This is a genomic window from Citrobacter sp. 21OH12SH02A-Citro, from assembly GCF_027919895.1.
Classification (GTDB): domain Bacteria; phylum Pseudomonadota; class Gammaproteobacteria; order Enterobacterales; family Enterobacteriaceae; genus Citrobacter; species Citrobacter braakii.
The window spans coordinates 309946-328661 of record NZ_CP114801.1; the positions used below are offsets into that span (position 1 = coordinate 309946).

15 protein-coding genes and 2 pseudogenes are annotated in these 18716 nt (G+C 54.1%); 11 read left to right on the plus strand and 6 right to left on the minus strand.

All coding sequences use genetic code 11. The features are described from left to right. Position 1 precedes the first annotated feature (1 nt). The gene (locus tag O6D90_RS01495) at positions 2-1072 is read left to right on the plus strand and encodes a sn-glycerol-3-phosphate import ATP-binding protein UgpC (RefSeq protein WP_016154829.1); all 1071 of its coding nucleotides are present in this window, start codon (positions 2-4) and stop codon (positions 1070-1072) included. Beyond that, positions 1069-1812, plus strand: a complete 744-nt coding sequence (ugpQ, locus tag O6D90_RS01500; protein ID WP_016157659.1) for a glycerophosphodiester phosphodiesterase — start codon at positions 1069-1071, stop codon at positions 1810-1812. Before O6D90_RS01495 ends, ugpQ begins: the two co-directional genes overlap by 4 nt. On the opposite strand, the gene O6D90_RS01505 is transcribed toward ugpQ, so the two are convergent. Then, positions 1809-2249 (minus strand): DUF2756 family protein, encoded by a 441-nt coding sequence (locus tag O6D90_RS01505; RefSeq protein ID WP_016157658.1) that lies wholly within the window; start codon positions 2247-2249, stop codon positions 1809-1811. The genes ugpQ and O6D90_RS01505 overlap by 4 nt on opposite strands. Before the next feature lie 118 nt (positions 2250-2367). Between O6D90_RS01505 and ggt the strand changes: the two genes are divergently transcribed. After that, complete coding sequence (gene ggt, locus O6D90_RS01510) at positions 2368-4110, plus strand: gamma-glutamyltransferase (protein WP_271143241.1); 1743 nt, start codon at positions 2368-2370, stop codon at positions 4108-4110. Between the two features lie 82 nt (positions 4111-4192). On the opposite strand, the pseudogene O6D90_RS01515 reads toward ggt, so the two are convergent. The 3 genes and pseudogenes from O6D90_RS01515 to yhhY all read right to left on the minus strand — a co-directional run. Further along, positions 4193-4304 (minus strand): annotated as a pseudogene (locus tag O6D90_RS01515) (hypothetical protein); the annotation flags it as partial. Beyond that, positions 4299-5180 (minus strand): annotated as a pseudogene (locus tag O6D90_RS26230) (hypothetical protein); the annotation flags it as partial. The pseudogenes O6D90_RS26230 and O6D90_RS01515, both read right to left, overlap by 6 nt. Positions 5181-5226: 46 nt before the next feature. Further along, positions 5227-5715: an N-acetyltransferase gene (gene yhhY / locus O6D90_RS01520; protein ID WP_016154824.1), complete on the minus strand. Its 489-nt coding sequence runs from the start codon at positions 5713-5715 to the stop codon at positions 5227-5229. Between the two features lie 456 nt (positions 5716-6171). Between yhhY and O6D90_RS01525 the strand changes: the two genes are divergently transcribed. The 5 genes from O6D90_RS01525 (at position 6172) to gntU (ending at position 11259) form a co-directional block, all read left to right on the plus strand. Then, positions 6172-7209, plus strand: coding sequence for an oxidoreductase (locus O6D90_RS01525; protein WP_016157655.1), 1038 nt, complete (start codon positions 6172-6174; stop codon positions 7207-7209). A 123-nt stretch (positions 7210-7332) separates the two neighbouring features. Further along, positions 7333-8028: a quercetin 2,3-dioxygenase gene (gene yhhW / locus O6D90_RS01530; protein ID WP_003023472.1), complete on the plus strand. Its 696-nt coding sequence runs from the start codon at positions 7333-7335 to the stop codon at positions 8026-8028. 223 nt (positions 8029-8251) lie between these two features. Further along, on the plus strand, positions 8252-9247 hold the full coding sequence (gntR, locus tag O6D90_RS01535; RefSeq protein ID WP_016157654.1) for a gluconate operon transcriptional repressor GntR: 996 nt from the start codon (positions 8252-8254) through the stop codon (positions 9245-9247). Between the two features lie 141 nt (positions 9248-9388). Beyond that, positions 9389-9919 carry a gluconokinase gene (gene gntK, locus O6D90_RS01540; protein ID WP_003023475.1) on the plus strand — a complete coding sequence of 177 codons (531 nt, stop codon included), beginning with the start codon at positions 9389-9391 and terminating at the stop codon, positions 9917-9919. Next, positions 9919-11259 carry a gluconate transporter gene (gntU, locus tag O6D90_RS01545; protein WP_016154820.1) on the plus strand — a complete coding sequence of 447 codons (1341 nt, stop codon included), beginning with the start codon at positions 9919-9921 and terminating at the stop codon, positions 11257-11259. The genes gntK and gntU overlap by 1 nt, the downstream gene beginning before the upstream one ends. A gap of 94 nt (positions 11260-11353) precedes the next feature. Here gntU and O6D90_RS01550 read toward each other — a convergent pair whose 3' ends face one another. After that, positions 11354-11800, minus strand: coding sequence for a hypothetical protein (locus O6D90_RS01550; protein WP_016157653.1), 447 nt, complete (start codon positions 11798-11800; stop codon positions 11354-11356). 488 nt (positions 11801-12288) lie between these two features. Beyond that, positions 12289-12882, minus strand: coding sequence for an NAAT family transporter YhgN (gene yhgN, locus O6D90_RS01555; protein WP_003023480.1), 594 nt, complete (start codon positions 12880-12882; stop codon positions 12289-12291). Positions 12883-13073: 191 nt separating this feature from the next. On the opposite strand from yhgN, the gene asd reads away from it, so the two are divergent. The 3 genes from asd to glgX all read left to right on the plus strand — a co-directional run bounded on the left by asd (position 13074) and on the right by glgX (position 18704). After that, entirely contained in the window at positions 13074-14180 is a 1107-nt protein-coding gene (asd, locus tag O6D90_RS01560) for an aspartate-semialdehyde dehydrogenase (RefSeq protein ID WP_016157652.1), read from the plus strand. Positions 14181-14544: 364 nt separating this feature from the next. After that, complete coding sequence (gene glgB, locus O6D90_RS01565; RefSeq protein ID WP_016154817.1) at positions 14545-16728, plus strand: 1,4-alpha-glucan branching enzyme; 2184 nt, start codon at positions 14545-14547, stop codon at positions 16726-16728. After that, positions 16728-18704: a glycogen debranching protein GlgX gene (gene glgX / locus O6D90_RS01570; protein WP_016154816.1), complete on the plus strand. Its 1977-nt coding sequence runs from the start codon at positions 16728-16730 to the stop codon at positions 18702-18704. Before glgB ends, glgX begins: the two co-directional genes overlap by 1 nt. Positions 18705-18716: the final 12 nt, after the last annotated feature.

Below are 18716 nucleotides of genomic sequence, written 5' to 3' on the forward strand. Positions count from 1 at the left end.
AATGGCTGGTTTAAAACTACAGGCAGTAACCAAAAGCTGGGACGGCAAAACCCAGGTGATTAAACCGCTGACGCTGGATGTCGCGGACGGAGAATTTATCGTGATGGTTGGCCCATCCGGCTGCGGTAAGTCAACGCTGCTACGGATGGTGGCCGGGCTTGAACGGGTGAGCGGCGGCGATATCTGGATTGATAATAAACGCGTCACCGAAATGGAGCCTAAGGATCGCGGCATTGCGATGGTCTTTCAGAACTACGCGCTCTACCCACATATGAGCGTGGAAGAAAATATGGCCTGGGGGCTGAAAATCCGTGGGATGGGCAAGGAGCACATTGCCGAACGGGTGAAAGAGGCGGCGCGTATTCTCGAGCTGGGTGAACTGCTCAAGCGTCGTCCGCGCGAGCTTTCTGGCGGTCAGCGCCAGCGTGTGGCGATGGGGCGGGCGATTGTCCGTGACCCAGCGGTATTCCTGTTTGATGAGCCGCTGTCTAACCTCGATGCCAAGCTGCGCGTACAGATGCGTCTGGAGTTACAACATCTGCATCGCCGACTGAAAACCACCTCACTGTATGTGACGCACGATCAGGTAGAAGCGATGACCCTCGCCCAGCGGGTGATGGTGATGAACAAAGGCATTGCCGAGCAGATCGGCACGCCGGTTGAGGTATATGAAAAGCCTGCCAGCCGCTTTGTGGCGAGTTTTATCGGCAGCCCGGCGATGAATCTGCTGGACGGGCGCATCAGCGCCTCGGGCACCCATTTTGAACTGGATGACGGCATGACGTTGCCCCTCGGCAGAAGCGCGAGGGAGTCTGGTGGGCGTAACATGACGTTGGGTATCCGCCCGGAGCATATTGCGCTAAGCTCGCAGGCCGAAGGCGGCGTGCCGTTGGTCGTCGACACGCTGGAAATGCTGGGAGCGGATAACCTGGCACACGGACGTTGGGGTGAGCAAAAGCTGGTGGTGCGACTGGCGCATCAGCATCGCCCGACGGCAGGCAGCACGCTGTGGCTGCATCTGCCAGAAAATCATCTGCATCTTTTTGATGGCGAAACAGGACAACGCGTATGAGTAACTGGCCTTACCCCCATATCGTCGCCCATCGCGGCGGCGGTAAGCTGGCACCGGAAAACACCCTGGCGGCGATCGACATGGGGGCGCGATACGGGCATACCATGATTGAGTTTGACGCTAAATTGTCGAAAGACGGTGAGATCTTCTTGCTGCATGACGACAACCTGGAACGCACCAGCAATGGTTGGGGTGTGGCAGGAGAGCTGAACTGGCAGGATTTATTGCGCGTGGACGCCGGCGGCTGGTTTAGCGGTGAGTTTAAAGGCGAACCGCTACCGCTGCTCTCGCAAGTGGCCGAGCGCTGCCGTCAGCACGGTATGATGGCGAATATTGAAATTAAACCTACCACCGGCACCGGAACGTTAACCGGCAAAGCCGTAGCGCTGGCCGCTCGGGAACTGTGGGCGGGAATGACGCCACCGCTGTTGTCATCCTTTGAAAATGACGCGCTTGAAGCGGCGCAGCAGGCGGCGCCTGAACTGCCGAGAGGCTTACTGCTTGATGAGTGGCGCGAGGACTGGCGTGAGCTGACAACGCGGCTGGGTTGCGTCTCTATTCATCTTAATCACAAGCTGCTGGATGAAGCGCGCGTGGATGCGCTGCGCGACGCAGGGCTGCGTATTCTGGTGTATACCGTCAACCGACCCCAGCGCGCGGCGGAACTGCTGCGCTGGGGAGTGGACTGCATCTGTACCGATGCCATTGATACGATTGGTCCGGATTTCCAGCCCTGTTAAGGCCCAATTGTTTTTAACGGAACGTTAGGCTGCGGCGTGCTGGAGGGCTTCAGCATGTCGCCGTTCTTTTTCTCCGACAGCATATGTTGCTTATTCAGCGAGCTGTCCGGGTTACGGGTTCCACTTAACATCCCACCGTTGCTGTTGGGCAGCATTTGCTGCTGGCTGGAATTAAACTCGCCAGGCTGAGACTGAAGGACGCGCTGGGAGTTGGAATTGATTTGGTTTTCCATATGCTGTTGTTGCATACGCGTCTGCGTTTGCAACTGCTGATTGAGCATCCCTTTCTGCTGAATCTGCTGCGATTGCATTTGGGTTTGCATACGCTGCTGGCTCGGGATCTGATAACCGGGTTGATTCGGGTTATTCATGGTGTTGATGGGCTGTGCAAAGCCTGCAAACGGCAACAGCATGGCTAAAAGTAAGAGTCGTTTCATCGCTTTTCTCCTCTCGGGGATCTCTTAAGTTTACTCCTTTCTCGCCGTTACGATGATTATTTCAGAGTTATGCACCAGGCTTAGTGGGGGCTGACCCCCATACATCTGGAGAATAACGATGATAAAACCGACGTTTTTACGCCGGGTAGCCATTGCTGCTCTGCTCTCAGGAAGTTGTTTTAGCGTTGCGGCCGCTCCGGCTGCGCCGCCGGTATCATACGGTGTTGAGGAGGATGTGTTCCATCCCGTGCGTGCGCAGCAGGGGATGGTGGCCTCCGTGGATGCGCTTGCCACGCAGGTGGGGGTGGATATTCTTAAACAGGGTGGGAATGCCGTCGATGCCGCCGTGGCCGTTGGCTACGCGCTGGCGGTGACGCATCCCCAGGCGGGCAATCTGGGCGGTGGCGGTTTTATGCTGCTGCGTACCAAAGACGGTAACACCATGGCGATTGATTTTCGCGAAATGGCCCCTGCTGGCGCGACCCGTGACATGTTCCTTGATGAGCAGGGCAACGCCGATGCGAAAAAGTCGCTGACGTCGCATCTGGCATCCGGTACGCCGGGTACCGTCGCGGGTTTCTCGCTGGCGCTGGAGAAATACGGCACGATGCCGCTGAACAAAGTAGTACGTCCGGCGATGAAGCTAGCGGAAGAGGGCTTTGTGGTTAATGACGCACTGGCCGACGATCTGAAAACCTATGGCAGTGAAGTGCTCCCTAATCACGAGAACAGCAAAGCCATTTTCTGGAAAGACGGCGAGCCACTGAAAAAAGGCGATAAGCTGGTGCAAAAGAACCTGGCGAAAAGCCTGGAAATGATTGCCGAAAGCGGCCCGGATGCGTTTTATAAAGGGGCTATTGCCGATCAGATCGCCGGGGAAATGCAGAAGAACGGTGGGCTGATGACCAAAGAGGACTTAGCCAGCTATAAAGCCGTGGAGCGTACGCCGATTAGCGGTGACTATCGCGGGTATCAGGTCTTCTCCATGCCGCCGCCGTCCTCTGGCGGTATTCACATCGTGCAGATCCTCAATATTCTTGAAAACTTTGATATGAAGAAATACGGGTTTGGCAGCGCCGACGCCATGCAGGTCATGGCTGAAGCGGAGAAGTATGCCTACGCTGACCGCTCGGAGTATCTGGGCGATCCCGATTTTGTGAAAGTGCCATGGCAGGCTCTGACCAACAAAGCCTATGCTAAAACGCTTGCCGATCAGATTGATATCAACAAGGCTAAGCCTTCCAGCCAGATTAAACCTGGCAAGCTCGCCCCGTATGAAAGCAATCAGACCACTCACTTCTCGGTGGTGGATAAAGACGGCAATGCCGTGGCGGTGACCTATACCCTGAATACCACCTTCGGGACCGGTATTGTGGCGGGTAACACTGGCATTCTGCTCAATAATGAAATGGACGACTTCTCTGCCAAGCCGGGCGTACCGAACGTATACGGTCTGGTAGGCGGCGATGCCAACGCGGTCGGACCGAAGAAGCGTCCGCTGTCATCTATGTCGCCGACTATCGTGGTAAAAGATGGGAAAACCTGGCTGGTTACCGGCAGCCCAGGCGGGAGTCGAATTATCACTACTGTGCTGCAAATGGTGGTCAACAGCATTGATTTCGGGATGAACGTCGCCGAAGCGACCAACGCACCACGTTTCCATCATCAGTGGTTGCCGGACGAGCTTCGTATTGAGAAGGGCTTCAGCCCGGATACAATCAAACTGCTGGAGCAAAAAGGACAGAAAGTAGCGCTGAAAGAAGCGATGGGCAGCACGCAGAGCATTATGGTTGGACCGGATGGCGCACTGTATGGGGCGTCCGACCCGCGTTCTGTGGATGATTTAACGGCGGGTTACTGAGGATAACGGCCCTCTTCGCTGGAAGAGGGCCGGTTTGGAAGGCCCAATGGCAGTTATTATAATTCATTGTCTCCAGGTAACCTTAGCTTCGTGTTGTTTTGCTCTCTTCATAGTCTTGTAAATATTTCTCCAGCGGCCAGGCAGTGCCTAAACCAACGATTTCACCGCTATCTTTTATCGATGATGAATGGCGCATATCGCTGCAGCGATTCAGACCAGCGGAATATTTGGCTGCTTTTATCCTGCAGGTTTACTCGCTCTAAATCATAAAACCCGTGCGTTTTTGCCGAACGCATTTTGAGGATATATTTACTTTCGCTGATGTCGTGCTGTCTTGTACCGTCTTTATTCCACTCTCCGGCGATGTCCGTATATTGATAAACAAGGTCGGAATACACGTTGATTATCCTGTTGTCTTTGATCGCATAGAGCTCCAGCACTTCATAAAATGCGCCGCCGCCGGAATACGCATCAGAGTATCCACCGCGCACCCCAAACGCCAGCGTATCGGGTGCGATCCGGTACGGTGCCAGATCCAGTTTTGTATAATAGGCCAGCGGTCTGACGGACTCATCATCGCTCTCTTTTTCGGCGGTTTTATTCCACTCAGAGAGTTGGTTTAATGGTTTTTCCGAGCGTGCAATCGGCGTTAGCTGTTGGTTCTGCCAGGAAAAAACGCCGAGATATAATTTATTGGCGCGCCCGTTGCTGTAGTTTTCCGGACAGTTGTTATCCGCGTATTTCTTTGCCTGCCCGGCGTCGGCCGGATTGTCGGCGAAACAGGCGACACCGATATATTTGCCGTCTTTGCCCCAGGCTTTGGCACCCGTGAGGATCAGGTTGTCAGGATCTTCATTCGGCGCAACCCAGGCAATCCACGCGTTCTCAGATAATCCCTGTGGAAGCTCGCCAAATCCTTTGGCTGGGGTTGCTCCCGCCATTTGCTCAGCAAAAATCTGTTTACCTTCCGGGTGTTGAATGGCGCTGGGCACGGAATCGAGATTTTGTACGGTAGTGGCGAAAGCAGGGGAGAGTGCTGCCAGCAACACCAGGAGAAGGTACTTTTTCACTCTTGCGTCCTTTCAATAAGAAGGGCGATAAGACTCGCCCTTACATTTATTTCATACGCGCCATAAAGTAGGCATCAACGTATTCACCATTGCGCAGGCCGTATTTCTTACCTGTGCCTTCGATTTCAAAGCCGTATTTCTTATACACCGCCACGGCCGGCTCATTATCAACAAATACCGTTAGCTCAATACGCTCGACGCGCAGCCAGTTGTCGCACATGTCGATCATCGTGCGAATCAACGCGCTGGCAACGCCGCGATTGTGCCACCGAGCATCCACGCAGATACCAAAATCGGCCACATGGCTGCGGCGCGGGCGTTGCGCGACCTCAATACAGAGATGCCCCACGACGATATCGTCAATACAGGCAACCAGTTGTTTGACCCCGGCTTGCTCGGTTAGCCTCGCTTGCCACATCTCGAGGGAAGGATGAGGAACCTGTAGCGTGTTGTGGTACACCTCCGGCTGGGCGTGGATCTGACGAATTGCGTCGTAATCTTTCGGTTCAGCGTGGCGTATCACTATCTCACTCATTCCTTATCTCCAGCAGGGTTAATTGTGTATTTACACTCGCTGAGAAAGAAAATTCCGTCAACTGCATTTTTTTGCAAAAAGAAGTAGACAAGTGCGAATGAGAATGATTATTATTGCTCTGCGTTCAGGGGAACCCCTACGGAGAACCTGAAAGCACGACATTGCTCACATTGCTTCCAGTATTACTTTAGCCAGCTTTTGCTGGCTTTTTTTTTGAGGTTTTGTGTCTGCCTGGCTTACTTGCCATTTCGTCCCCGGGAAGTGCTCGTGCTCCTCACGTACATTTAGTACGCTCCGGGCCCTGCGCGCTTGCCGTGAACAAACTGCCTGCGACGCCGACGGCCGATCCTGTCGCCCTGTGGTGCAGTTCAAGCGCCATCCGGCAAAGAATCCAACATTCAGTCTCCAGCCGCTTTGCGCTATGGTGTAGACAATCACCTTCGAAAGGATCGTCTCATGACCTTACACTGCGCATTTATTGGTTTTGGTAAAAGCACCACTCGCTACCATTTGCCGTACGTCCTCAACCGCAAAAATAGCTGGCATGTCGCGCACATTTTTCGCCGTCACGCCAAGCCGGAAGAGCAGGCGCCACAATATTCACATATTCACTTCACCAGTGACCTTGACGAGATCTTAAACGATCCGCAGGTGAAGCTGGTGATCGTCTGTACCCATGCTGACAGCCATTTTGAATACGCCAAACGCGCGCTGGAAGCGGGTAAAAACGTGTTGGTTGAGAAACCCTTCACGCCGACGCTTGCGCAAGCAAAAGCACTGTTCGAACTGGCGCAAAGCAAAGGGCTGACCGTTACGCCATATCAGAACCGTCGTTTTGATTCCTGCTTCCTCACCGCTAAAAAAGCGATTGAGAGCGGCAAGCTCGGTGAAATTGTTGAGGTTGAAAGCCATTTCGATTACTACCGCCCCGTGGCGGAAACCAAGCCGGGACTGCCGCAGGACGGCGCATTCTATGGTCTGGGCGTACACACCATGGATCAGATTATCTCGCTGTTCGGTCGTCCCGATTGCGTGGCCTATGACATCCGCAGCCTGCGCAACAAAGCGAACCCGGACGATACCTTTGAAGCACAGCTGTTCTACGGCTCTCTGAAAGCCATTGTTAAAACCAGTCACTTGGTGAAAATCGACTATCCGAAGTTTATCGTTCACGGTACCAAAGGCTCGTTTGTGAAGTACGGCATCGACCAGCAGGAAACCAGCCTGAAGGCCAATATCATGCCAGGTGAGCCAGGTTTCGCTGCTGACGATTCCATTGGGATGCTGGAGTACGTCAATGATGACGGCCTGACGGTAAAAGAAGAGGTGCAGCCGGAAGTGGGGGATTACGGTCGCGTCTATGATGCGCTTTACCAGACGCTAACAGCCGGTACGCCTAATTACGTCAAGGAATCTGAAGTTCTTACCAATCTGGAACTCCTCGAACGCGCCTTTGAACAGGCTTCTCCGGCGACGATAACTCTCGCCAAATAGCCTGCGCAGACTCCTCTGGGCTTGTTCATTTTTTTTGAACAGAGGAGTCAATTTTCACCCTCTATGATCCCCGGCGGATTGAGTCCACACTTACTCCATCGAAAACATCTGGGGGTGAACACAATGATCTACTTACGCAAAGCTAATGACCGTGGCCACGCTAATCATGGCTGGCTCGATTCCTGGCATACCTTCTCTTTTGCCAACTACTATGACCCAAACTTTATGGGGTTCTCGGCACTGCGCGTGATTAACGATGACGTGATCGACGCAGGTCAGGGCTTTGGTACTCATCCCCATAAAGACATGGAAATCCTGACTTACGTGCTGGAAGGCGCGGTGGAACATCAGGACAGCATGGGGAACAAAGAGCAGGTTCCGGCCGGTGAGTTCCAGATAATGAGCGCCGGGACGGGGATCCGTCACTCGGAGTACAACCCGAGCAATACTGAGAAGCTGCATCTGTATCAGATTTGGATCATGCCGCAGGAAAACGGTATTACCCCACGCTATGAGCAGCGCCGTTTTGATGCCGCTCAGGGTAAACAACTGGTGCTGTCGCCAGATGCCCGTGATGGTTCGCTGAAAGTGTACCAGGATATGGAGCTGTACCGTTGGGCACTGGTCAAAGATGAGCAGTCGGTGCATCAGATTGCCGCTGAACGCCGCGTCTGGATCCAGGTAGTAAAAGGTAACGTGACAATTAACGGGACCAAAGCGACCACCAGCGATGGTCTGGCAATCTGGGATGAACAGGCCATTTCTATTCATGCCGACAGCGACAGCGAAGTGTTGTTGTTTGATCTGCCGCCAGTATAAAAATACACGGCATCCTTCAAGCTGCATCTGTGTTGGCTTTCCTCGCTCACCCCGGTCGCGTACTTAATGTACGCTCCCGGGGATTTACTGCGTCGCCGCCTTGATGCAACTCGAATGATTTTGTGTATTTATCACAATAAAAAACTCCTTTTTTTCTCTGCGAAGGTTCACGCACGTCCGTGGTAAACTGGGGGAATCTATCCCTTTTTAACGCTTCAGGACGATGAAAAAGAAAAGACCCGTACTTCAGGATGTAGCCGACCGCGTGGGCGTAACCAAAATGACGGTCAGCCGCTTTTTGCGTAACCCGGAGCAGGTCTCCGTGGCGCTGCGGGGCAAAATTGCCGCTGCACTTGATGAGCTGGGTTATATTCCCAATCGCGCTCCTGATATCCTTTCTAACGCCACCAGCCGCGCTATCGGCGTGCTGTTACCGTCTCTTACTAACCAGGTTTTTGCTGAAGTGCTACGCGGCATTGAGGCTGTCACTGACGCTCATGGTTATCAAACCATGCTGGCGCACTACGGCTATAAGCCTGAGATGGAACAAGAGCGTCTGGAATCAATGCTGTCGTGGAATATTGATGGCCTGATCCTCACCGAACGTAGCCATACGCCCCGTACGCTGAAAATGATTGAGGTTGCCGGTATCCCGGTGGTTGAGCTGATGGACAGCCAGTCCCCATGTCTTGATATTGCTGTGGGCTTCGACAACTTCGAAGCCGCGCGTCAGATGACAGCCGCTATCATCGCCCGCGGGCACCGTCATGTTGCCTATCTTGGCGCACGCCTTGATGAACGTACTATCATCAAACAGAGAGGCTACGAGCAGGCAATGCGCGATGCCGACCTGGTGCCGTACAGCGTGATGGTGGAGCAGTCTTCTTCCTACTCCTCCGGTATTGAACTTATCCGTCAGGCGCGGCGTGAATACCCGCAGCTCGATGGTGTCTTTTGTACCAACGATGACCTGGCGGTAGGAGCGGCCTTCGAATGCCAGCGTTTAGGGCTGAAAATCCCTGATGACATGGCGATTGCCGGATTCCACGGTCACGACATCGGGCAGGTGATGGAGCCGCGTCTGGCGAGCGTGCTCACGCCGCGTGAACGCATGGGCAGCATTGGCGCAGAACGTCTGCTGGCGCGCATCCGCGGTGAAGCCGTCACACCTAAAATGTTAGATTTAGGTTTCACCTTGTCACCGGGCGGATCTATTTAAGCCAACAAGTTTGAAGTAGCTCACACTTATACACTTCGAGCACGAATGGATATTGCTTCTCTATTTATCCGGCTGGACAATGTTACCGATAACAGTTACCCGTAACAATTTCCTGATTCTTGTACCAGTGGGGGCAACGCTTTGAGCACGACTAATCATGATCACCACGTTTACGTTCTGATGGGCGTATCGGGCAGCGGTAAATCTGCTGTCGCCAGCGAAGTGGCGCATCAACTGCAGGCCGCGTTTCTTGATGGCGATTTTCTCCATCCGCGCAGCAACATCATGAAAATGGCTTCTGGTGAGCCACTCAACGATGACGACCGCAAACCGTGGTTACAGGCGTTGAATGACGCCGCCTTTGCGATGCAGCGTACCAACAAGGTTTCGCTGATCGTCTGTTCCGCCCTGAAAAAAGTCTACCGCGACCAGCTACGCGACGGTAACCCGAACCTCTCTTTCATCTATCTGAAAGGGGATTTTGACGTTATCGAAAGCCGCCTGAAAGCGCGTAAAGGCCACTTCTTCAAAACGCAGATGCTGGTGACCCAGTTTGAAGCGCTGGAAGAACCGGGTGCGAATGAAAACGATGTACTGGTGGTCGATATCGATCAACCACTGGACGGTGTGGTCGCCAGCACCATTGAGGTTATTAACCAGGGCAGTAAGTAGTGAGTACATTAACGCTTGTTTTAACAGCAGTAGGGTCCGTTTTATTACTGCTGTTTTTAGTGATGAAGGCGCGTATGCACGCCTTCGTTGCTTTGATGGTGGTATCCATTGGTGCAGGTCTCTTTTCCGGTATGCCGCTCGATAAAATCGCGGCGACCATGGAAAAAGGGATGGGAGGCACGCTCGGTTTCCTGGCGATTGTTGTGGCGCTGGGGGCGATGTTCGGCAAGATTTTGCATGAGACCGGAGCTGTCGATCAGATTGCCGTCAAAATGCTGAAATCCTTCGGTCACAGCCGCGCACATTATGCGATTGGCCTGGCCGGTCTGATTTGCGCGCTGCCGCTGTTCTTTGAGGTGGCGATTGTGCTGCTGATTAGCGTGGCATTCTCAATGGCGCGCCATACGGGGACGAACCTGGTTAAGCTTGTGATCCCGCTGTTTGCGGGCGTAGCGGCTGCTGCGGCATTCCTGCTGCCTGGGCCTGCGCCGATGCTGCTGGCCTCTCAGATGCACGCCGACTTTGGCTGGATGATCCTGATTGGCCTGTGTGCCGCGATTCCGGGCATGATTATCGCCGGGCCGCTGTGGGGGAATTTCATCAGCCGTTACGTCGAGCTGCACGTACCGGAAGATATTTCCGAGCCGCATCTGGGCGAAGGCAAAATGCCATCCTTTGGCTTCAGCTTATCGCTTATCCTGCTGCCGCTGGTTCTGGTGGGGCTGAAAACTATCGCCGCACGCTTTGTTCCGGTCGGTTCTACAACCTATGAATGGTTCGAGTTTATCGGTCACCCGTTTACCGCGATTCTGGTTGCCTGTCTGGTGGCGATTTACGGTCTGGCGGTGCGCCAGGGCATGCCAAAAGACCGCGTGATGGAGATCTGTGGTCATGCGCTGCAGCCGGCGGGGATTATTCTGCTGGTGATTGGTGCGGGCGGTGTGTTTAAACAGGTTCTGGTTGATTCTGGCGTCGGTCCGGCGCTGGGCGAAGCGTTAACCGGTATGGGCCTGCCGATTGCCATCACCTGCTTCGTGCTGGCGGCGGCGGTGCGTATCATTCAGGGTTCCGCGACTGTAGCCTGCTTAACGGCGGTTGGTCTGGTGATGCCGGTGATTGAGCAACTGAACTACTCCGGTGCCCAGATGGCGGCACTGTCTATCTGTATCGCGGGTGGCTCTATCGTGGTCAGCCACGTTAACGACGCTGGTTTCTGGTTGTTCGGTAAATTTACCGGTGCGACCGAAGCGCAAACGCTGAAGACCTGGACGATGATGGAAACCATCCTCGGCACGGTCGGTGCGATTGTCGGTATGATTGCCTTTCAGCTGTTGAGCTGATGGCATTGCCCGGTGGCGCTTGCGCTTACCGGGCCTGGAAACGAGCACACATCCACACCGTAGGCCGGGTAAGCGCAAGCGCTACCCGGCTTTTTTATAGCACGACCAGCCCTTCTTCTGTTTTCAGCCAGCGCGGCGCTTTTAGCGTATCGGCGAAATAGCCCACCAGATCCTGCAGTAAGTCACCCGCCACTCGTTCCATCTCGTCAGACAGCGTTTTACTCATCAGCAGGTGCGTTAATAACTGACAGTAGCGCCCCATTTGGTCTGGCTCAGGCTCGAAAAGGGGAAAACGGGTCGGGAATGTTTCTACCGTCAGGCTCGCTTGCAGATGCTGCGGTACAGGCTCCGTTAAGGTCGGTTGCAATAACGCGAGACAGGCCGACAAACGTGCACAAATCGCCAGTTTTTCAACCGGGTCATGGCATTCAACCAGCCCTTCGACAAAACGCTCGCAGTTATCCGCCAGTTCGGTGAAATCCGTGGCATGGCTAAAGGGCAGGGTAAATAAAGAGTGTGAAAAGAGAGGGGTAGTCGCCATAGGGCAGCCTCCAGTATGTTTTATTTAAACCACCACCGGAGAGGCTAATCTCGCGGGTGGCGGAATCGAGCGGAGTTAGCCTTACCGGTCATACTGGATACCGGCGCGTCTTGCGACGCCCCCGCTCGACCCGCCATTGAGACGAAATCGGTCGCACGACATAGAAGTATATGTCGCCAGTATGATTTTCAGAAGGCTAATTCTGGCACCTGATTTTGCAGGTGCAGCGAGAAGATAATGTTTATCCGCGATGCTGACAAGAGGGCATTCCGGAAGGCATCTCGCAGAAATGAAAATACGTTTTTTCAGCGAGTTAAAAGTGTAAGGAATACCTGAAATTACAGCGGTGCCGGAGAGCCTGGATTGTTAAGGGGGCTGCGTAGCCCCCTTAACACGTTCACTGGTGACGAGATCTCAGAGAAGCAATGAGCATAACGTGAACGGAACTGTTCTCCGGGTAACATGCTATCTGAGCCAAAAAGGAGAGATTACCCCTTCATCCACATCCTTACGCCGTCGAGGAACATCTGGGTAGCCATCATCACCAGAATCAGCCCCATCAGGCGCTCCAGTGCGTTCACCCCTTTCTCGCCCAGCAGACGCAAAAACAGCGACGACTGCAGCAAAATCACAAAAGTACCACCCCAGGCGATCAGCAGAGCAATCACCAGATGCCCCATCTGGTTCGGATACTGATGTGATAACAGCATTAATGAAGCCAGGATTGTCGGACCGGCTACCAGCGGGATCGCCAGTGGCACGATAAACGGCTCTTCGCCTGCCGGAAGCCCGGTGCTATTCCCGGTGGCGCTGGGGAAAATCATCTTAATGGCGATCAGGAACAAAATGATGCCCCCGGAGATCGAAACGGTTTCCGCGCGCAGGTTAAGAAATGCCAGTATTTTCTCGCCAGCAAACAGGAATATCAGCATCACCAACAGCGCAATAAACAGCTCGCGAATCATAATCGCGCGGCGGCGTTTGGGTTCGGTATGTTTCAATACGGACATGAAAATGGGCAGATTTCCGAGCGGGTCCATAATAAGGATCAATAAAACTGCCGCTGAAATAATTTCATTCATAACTCAAATTCCCTTACTATTACCACGGACTTTCTGCTTGCTTGCGCAGCGAGATAAGTCGCATTACTGATGGCTTCGCTATCATTGATTAATTTCACTTGCGACTTTGGCTGCTTTTTGTATGGTGAAGGATAGGCCAGTAGGATACTGGTTAGCATACACAGCACACATCTCTGCAGGAAAAAAACGCTATGAAAAATGTTGGTTTTATCGGCTGGCGCGGTATGGTCGGCTCTGTTCTCATGCAACGCATGGTTGAGGAGCGTGACTTCGACGCCATTCGCCCTGTTTTCTTTTCTACTTCCCAGCTCGGGCAGGCGGCACCGACATTCGGTGGAACCGCGACCGGCACGCTTCAGGACGCTTTTGATCTGGATGCGCTGAAGGCGCTCGATATCATCGTGACCTGTCAGGGCGGCGATTATACCAACGAAATCTATCCAAAGCTTCGTGAAAGCGGTTGGCAGGGTTACTGGATTGACGCGGCCTCTTCGCTGCGTATGAAAGACGATGCCATCATCATTCTCGATCCGGTTAACCAGGATGTCATCACTGACGGCCTGAACAAAGGTATTAAGACCTTTGTCGGCGGTAACTGTACCGTTAGCCTGATGCTGATGTCCCTCGGTGGCCTGTTTGCCAATGACCTGGTTGACTGGGTTTCTGTGGCGACCTATCAGGCGGCCTCCGGCGGCGGCGCGCGCCATATGCGCGAACTGCTGTCCCAGATGGGTCATCTGTATGGCCATGTGGCCGATGAACTGGCAACCCCTTCCTCTGCTATTCTCGATATCGAACGTAAAGTGACGACCCTGTCCCGCAGCGGTGAACTGCCGGTTGATAACTTTGGCGTACCGCTGGCCGGTAGCCTGATTCCGTGGATCGACAAACAACTTGATAACGGTCAGAGCCGCGAAGAGTGGAAGGGACAGGCTGAAACCAACAAAATTCTTAACACCTCTTCCGTGATCCCGGTTGATGGTCTGTGCGTGCGCGTCGGTGCGCTGCGCTGCCACAGCCAGGCGTTCACCATTAAACTGAAAAAAGATGTGTCTATTCCGACCGTGGAAGAACTGCTGGCAGCGCACAATCCGTGGGCCAAAGTCGTGCCAAACGATCGGGATATCACCATGCGTGAGTTAACCCCGGCGGCCGTTACCGGCACGCTGACCACGCCAGTAGGCCGTCTGCGTAAGCTGAATATGGGACCGGAGTTCCTGTCAGCCTTTACCGTGGGCGACCAGTTGCTGTGGGGGGCTGCAGAGCCATTGCGCCGTATGCTGCGTCAGTTGGCGTAATGTGGGACTGCCTGATGACGCCACGTTTATCAGGCCTACAAACGACGCGAACCACCTGGCCGGATCAGTCAATACGGCTTTCCGGCAGAGTGATTGCGTGTTTTAACAATGGGTGCTGAGTCACCCATTTTTTTGCGTAATACAGGAGTAAGCGCAGATGTTTCATTTTTTACCAGGAGTAAGATAAAGCATTGGCTATTCTTTAAGGGTGACTTAGTACCGGAGGTATTAAGTTGTTGCCTGAAGGTGGGACGACGCAGAGAGGATGCACAATTGTGCTGCGCCGTTCAGGTCAAAAAAAGTGTCACTACCTGATGTCGAAGATCAGTTGGAAGGCGTGACACCATAAAACAGGATGACAACCATGTCCGTTCGTATCGATAGAGACGTGATTAATGCGCTAATTGCAGGCCATTTTGCGGATCCTTTTTCCGTACTCGGTATGCACCAAACTGACGCTGGACTTGAAGTCCGCGCCCTATTACCTGACGCCACCGAAGTGTGGGTGATCGAACCCAAAACCGGACGCAAAGTCGGCAAGCTGGACTGCCTCGACTCTCGCGGTTTTTTCTGTGCTGTACTTCCCCGCCGTAAAAATTTCTTTCGCTATCAGTTAGCTGTTGTCTGGCATGGACAGGAGAATCTGATTGATGACCCTTATCGTTTTGGCCCGCTGATCCAGGATATGGATGCCTGGCTGCTATCTGAAGGTACGCACTTGCGACCTTACGAAACGCTGGGCGCGCATGCGGATACCATGGATGGCGTAACCGGTACGCGCTTCTCCGTCTGGGCGCCTAACGCTCAACGCGTGTCAGTGGTTGGGCAGTTCAACTACTGGGATGGCCGTCGCCACCCGATGCGCCTGCGCAAAGAAAGCGGTATCTGGGAGTTGTTTATCCCCGGCGCGCAGCATGGTCAACTGTATAAATACGAGATGATCGATGCGAACGGTAAGCTGCGAATCAAAGCGGACCCTTACGCCTTCGAAGCGCAAATGCGCCCGGAAACCGCGTCGCTTATCTGCGGTCTGCCGGAAAAAGTGGTGCAAAGCGAGGAGCGAAAAAAAGCCAACCAGTTTGATGCGCCGATCTCTATCTATGAAGTGCACCTGGGCTCATGGCGTCGTCATACCGATAACAACTTCTGGCTGAGCTACCGCGAACTGGCGGATCAACTGGTGCCTTACGTCAAGTGGATGGGCTTTACCCATCTCGAACTGTTGCCGATTAATGAGCATCCGTTCGACGGTAGCTGGGGCTACCAACCTACCGGTATGTATGCGCCGACCCGTCGTTTCGGGACGCGTGATGATTTCCGCTATTTTGTGAATGCCGCGCATCAGGCCGGACTGAACGTCATTCTCGACTGGGTGCCGGGCCATTTCCCGTCGGACGACTTTGGTCTGGCAGAGTTTGATGGCACCAATCTGTATGAGCATAGCGACCCGCGCGAAGGGTATCACCAGGACTGGAACACGCTGATCTACAACTACGGTCGCCGTGAAGTCAGTAACTATCTGGTAGGCAATGCCCTGTACTGGATTGAACGTTTTGGTATCGATGCGCTGCGCGTAGATGCCGTGGCGTCGATGATTTATCGCGACTACAGCCGTAAAGAAGGGGAGTGGGTCCCGAACGAATTTGGCGGTCGTGAAAACCTCGAAGCCATTGAGTTTTTACGCAATACCAACCGTATTCTTGGCGAGCAGGTGCCGGGGGCCGTGAGCATGGCGGAAGAGTCCACCGACTTTGCCGGCGTTTCAAGGCCACAGGATATGGGCGGTTTAGGGTTCTGGTATAAGTGGAACCTCGGCTGGATGCACGACACGCTGGACTACATGAAGTTGGATCCGGTTCATCGTCAGTTCCATCACGATAAGCTGACCTTCGGCATGCTGTACAACTACACCGAAAACTTTGTCCTGCCGCTGTCGCACGATGAAGTGGTACACGGTAAAAAATCAATTCTCGATCGCATGCCGGGGGACGCATGGCAGAAGTTTGCCAACCTGCGCGCCTACTACGGCTGGATGTGGGCCTTCCCGGGCAAGAAACTGCTGTTTATGGGCAACGAGTTTGCTCAGGGGCGTGAGTGGAACCATGACGCCAGCCTCGACTGGCATCTGCTGGAAGGCGGCGATAACTGGCACCACGGCGTACAGCGTTTGGTGCGCGATCTGAACCTTACCTATCGTCATCACAAAGCGCTGCACGAGCTTGATTTTGACGCTTATGGCTTCGAGTGGCTGGTGGTGGATGACAAAGAACGTTCGGTGCTGGCTTTCGTTCGTCGTGACAAAGTCGGTAATGAAATCATCGTTATCAGCAACTTTACGCCAGTACCTCGCCACGGCTATCGCTTCGGTATCAATCAGCCGGGCAAATGGCGCGAGATCCTCAATACCGACTCGATGCATTATCACGGTAGCAATACCGGTAACGGCGGCGCGGTACACAGCGATGAAATCGCCAGTCATGGTCGTCAGCACTCACTGAGCCTGACGTTGCCACCGCTGGCAACGATCTGGCTGGTGCGGGAGGGATAATGACGCAACTGGCAACCGGCAACGCCACCCCCCATGGTGCAACGTATGACGGCCATGGCGTCAATTTCACCCTCTTTTCGGCCCACGCTGAACGCGTTGAATTATGCGTATTCGATGAGCAAGGCTGCGAACTCCGCTACGACCTGCCGGGGCGTAGCGGCGATGTCTGGCACGGCTATCTGGCCAACGCCCGTCCCGGTCTACGCTATGGCTATCGCGTACATGGTCCGTGGCAACCGCAGCAGGGCCACCGGTTTAATCCGGCGAAACTGCTGCTTGACCCTTGCGCGCGTCGGGTGGATGGCGAGTTAAAAGATAACCCACTGCTGCACGGTGGGCTGAATGAACCGGATCATCATGATAATGCCGCCATCGCGCTGAAGGGCGTGGTGGTGTCCGACCATTATGACTGGGAGGATGATGCCCCGCCGCGCACGCCGTGGGGCAATACCGTAATTTACGAAGCGCATGTCAAAGGGCTGACGTATTTGCATCCTGACCTGCCGGAAGAGATTCGCGGGACTTACAAAGCGCTGGGTCATCCGGTGATGCTCGACTATTTCAAGCGCCTCGGCATTACCGCGCTGGAGCTGTTACCGGTGGCGCATTTCGCCAGCGAACCGCGGCTTCAGCGGCTGGGCCTGTCAAACTACTGGGGCTACAACCCGGTGGCGATGTACGCGCTGCATCCGGCCTATGCCAGCTCGCCGGAGAGTGCGCTTGATGAGTTTCGCGACGCGGTAAAAGCGCTGCACAAAGCGGGTATTGAGGTCATTCTCGACATCGTTTTAAACCACAGCGCCGAGCTGGATCTCGAAGGACCTGTCTTCTCGCTGCGCGGAATTGATAACCGTAGCTATTATTGGATCAGAGATGATGGCGATTACTACAACTGGACCGGTTGTGGGAACACCATCAATCTGAGCCATCCTGGCGTTGTGGAATACGCATGCGAGTGCCTGCGCTACTGGGTTGAAACCTGCCATGTGGATGGTTTTCGTTTTGATTTGGCTTCCGTCATGGGGCGTACGCCTGAGTTTCGTCAGGATGCTCCGCTGTTTACCGCGATCCAAAACTGTCCGCTGCTCTCACGCGCCAAGCTGATTGCGGAACCGTGGGATATTGGTGAAGGCGGGTATCAGGTGGGGAATTTCCCCCCGCCGTTTGCCGAGTGGAATGACCATTTCCGCGATGCGACGCGACGTTTTTGGCTCCAGCGTAATCTTTCGTTGGGCGAGTTTGCCGGACGTTTTGCCGCATCCAGCGACGTGTTTAAACGCCCGGGCCGCAATCCCAGCGCCACGGTCAATCTGGTGACCGCGCATGACGGTTTTACGCTACGCGACTGCGTTTGCTTCACAAATAAGCACAATGAAGCGAATGGTGAGGAAAATCGCGACGGCACTAGCAATAACTACAGTGACAATCATGGTAAAGAAGGATTAGGCGGCTCGCTGGACCTGATTGAGCGGCGGCGCGACAGCATTCATGCGCTGTTAACCACGCTGTTGCTCTCCCAGGGGACGCCGATGCTGCTGGCGGGTGATGAGCATGGTCATAGCCAGCACGGTAATAATAACGCTTACTGCCAGGATAACGCCTTAACCTGGCTGGACTGGCAGCAGGCAAACAGTGGGCTAACCACATTTACCGCCGCGTTGATTCATCTGCGTCGGCAAATACCTGCATTAACAGGCGATTGCTGGTGGGAAGAGGGCGATGGCAATGTTCGTTGGCTGAATAAGTACGCACAACCCTTAAGTGCGGATGAGTGGCATAACGGCCCGAGGCAGATGCAAATCCTGCTTTCAGATCGTTTCCTGATTGCAATAAACGCCACGCTTGAGGTGACAGATATCGTTTTACCTGAAGGGGAATGGCACGCCATTCCCCCATTTGCCGGAGAGGATAATCCGGTGCTTACGGCGGTCTGGCAGGGACCTGCGCACGGACTGTGTGTGTTCCAGAGAAGATAAAAAGGAGTTAGT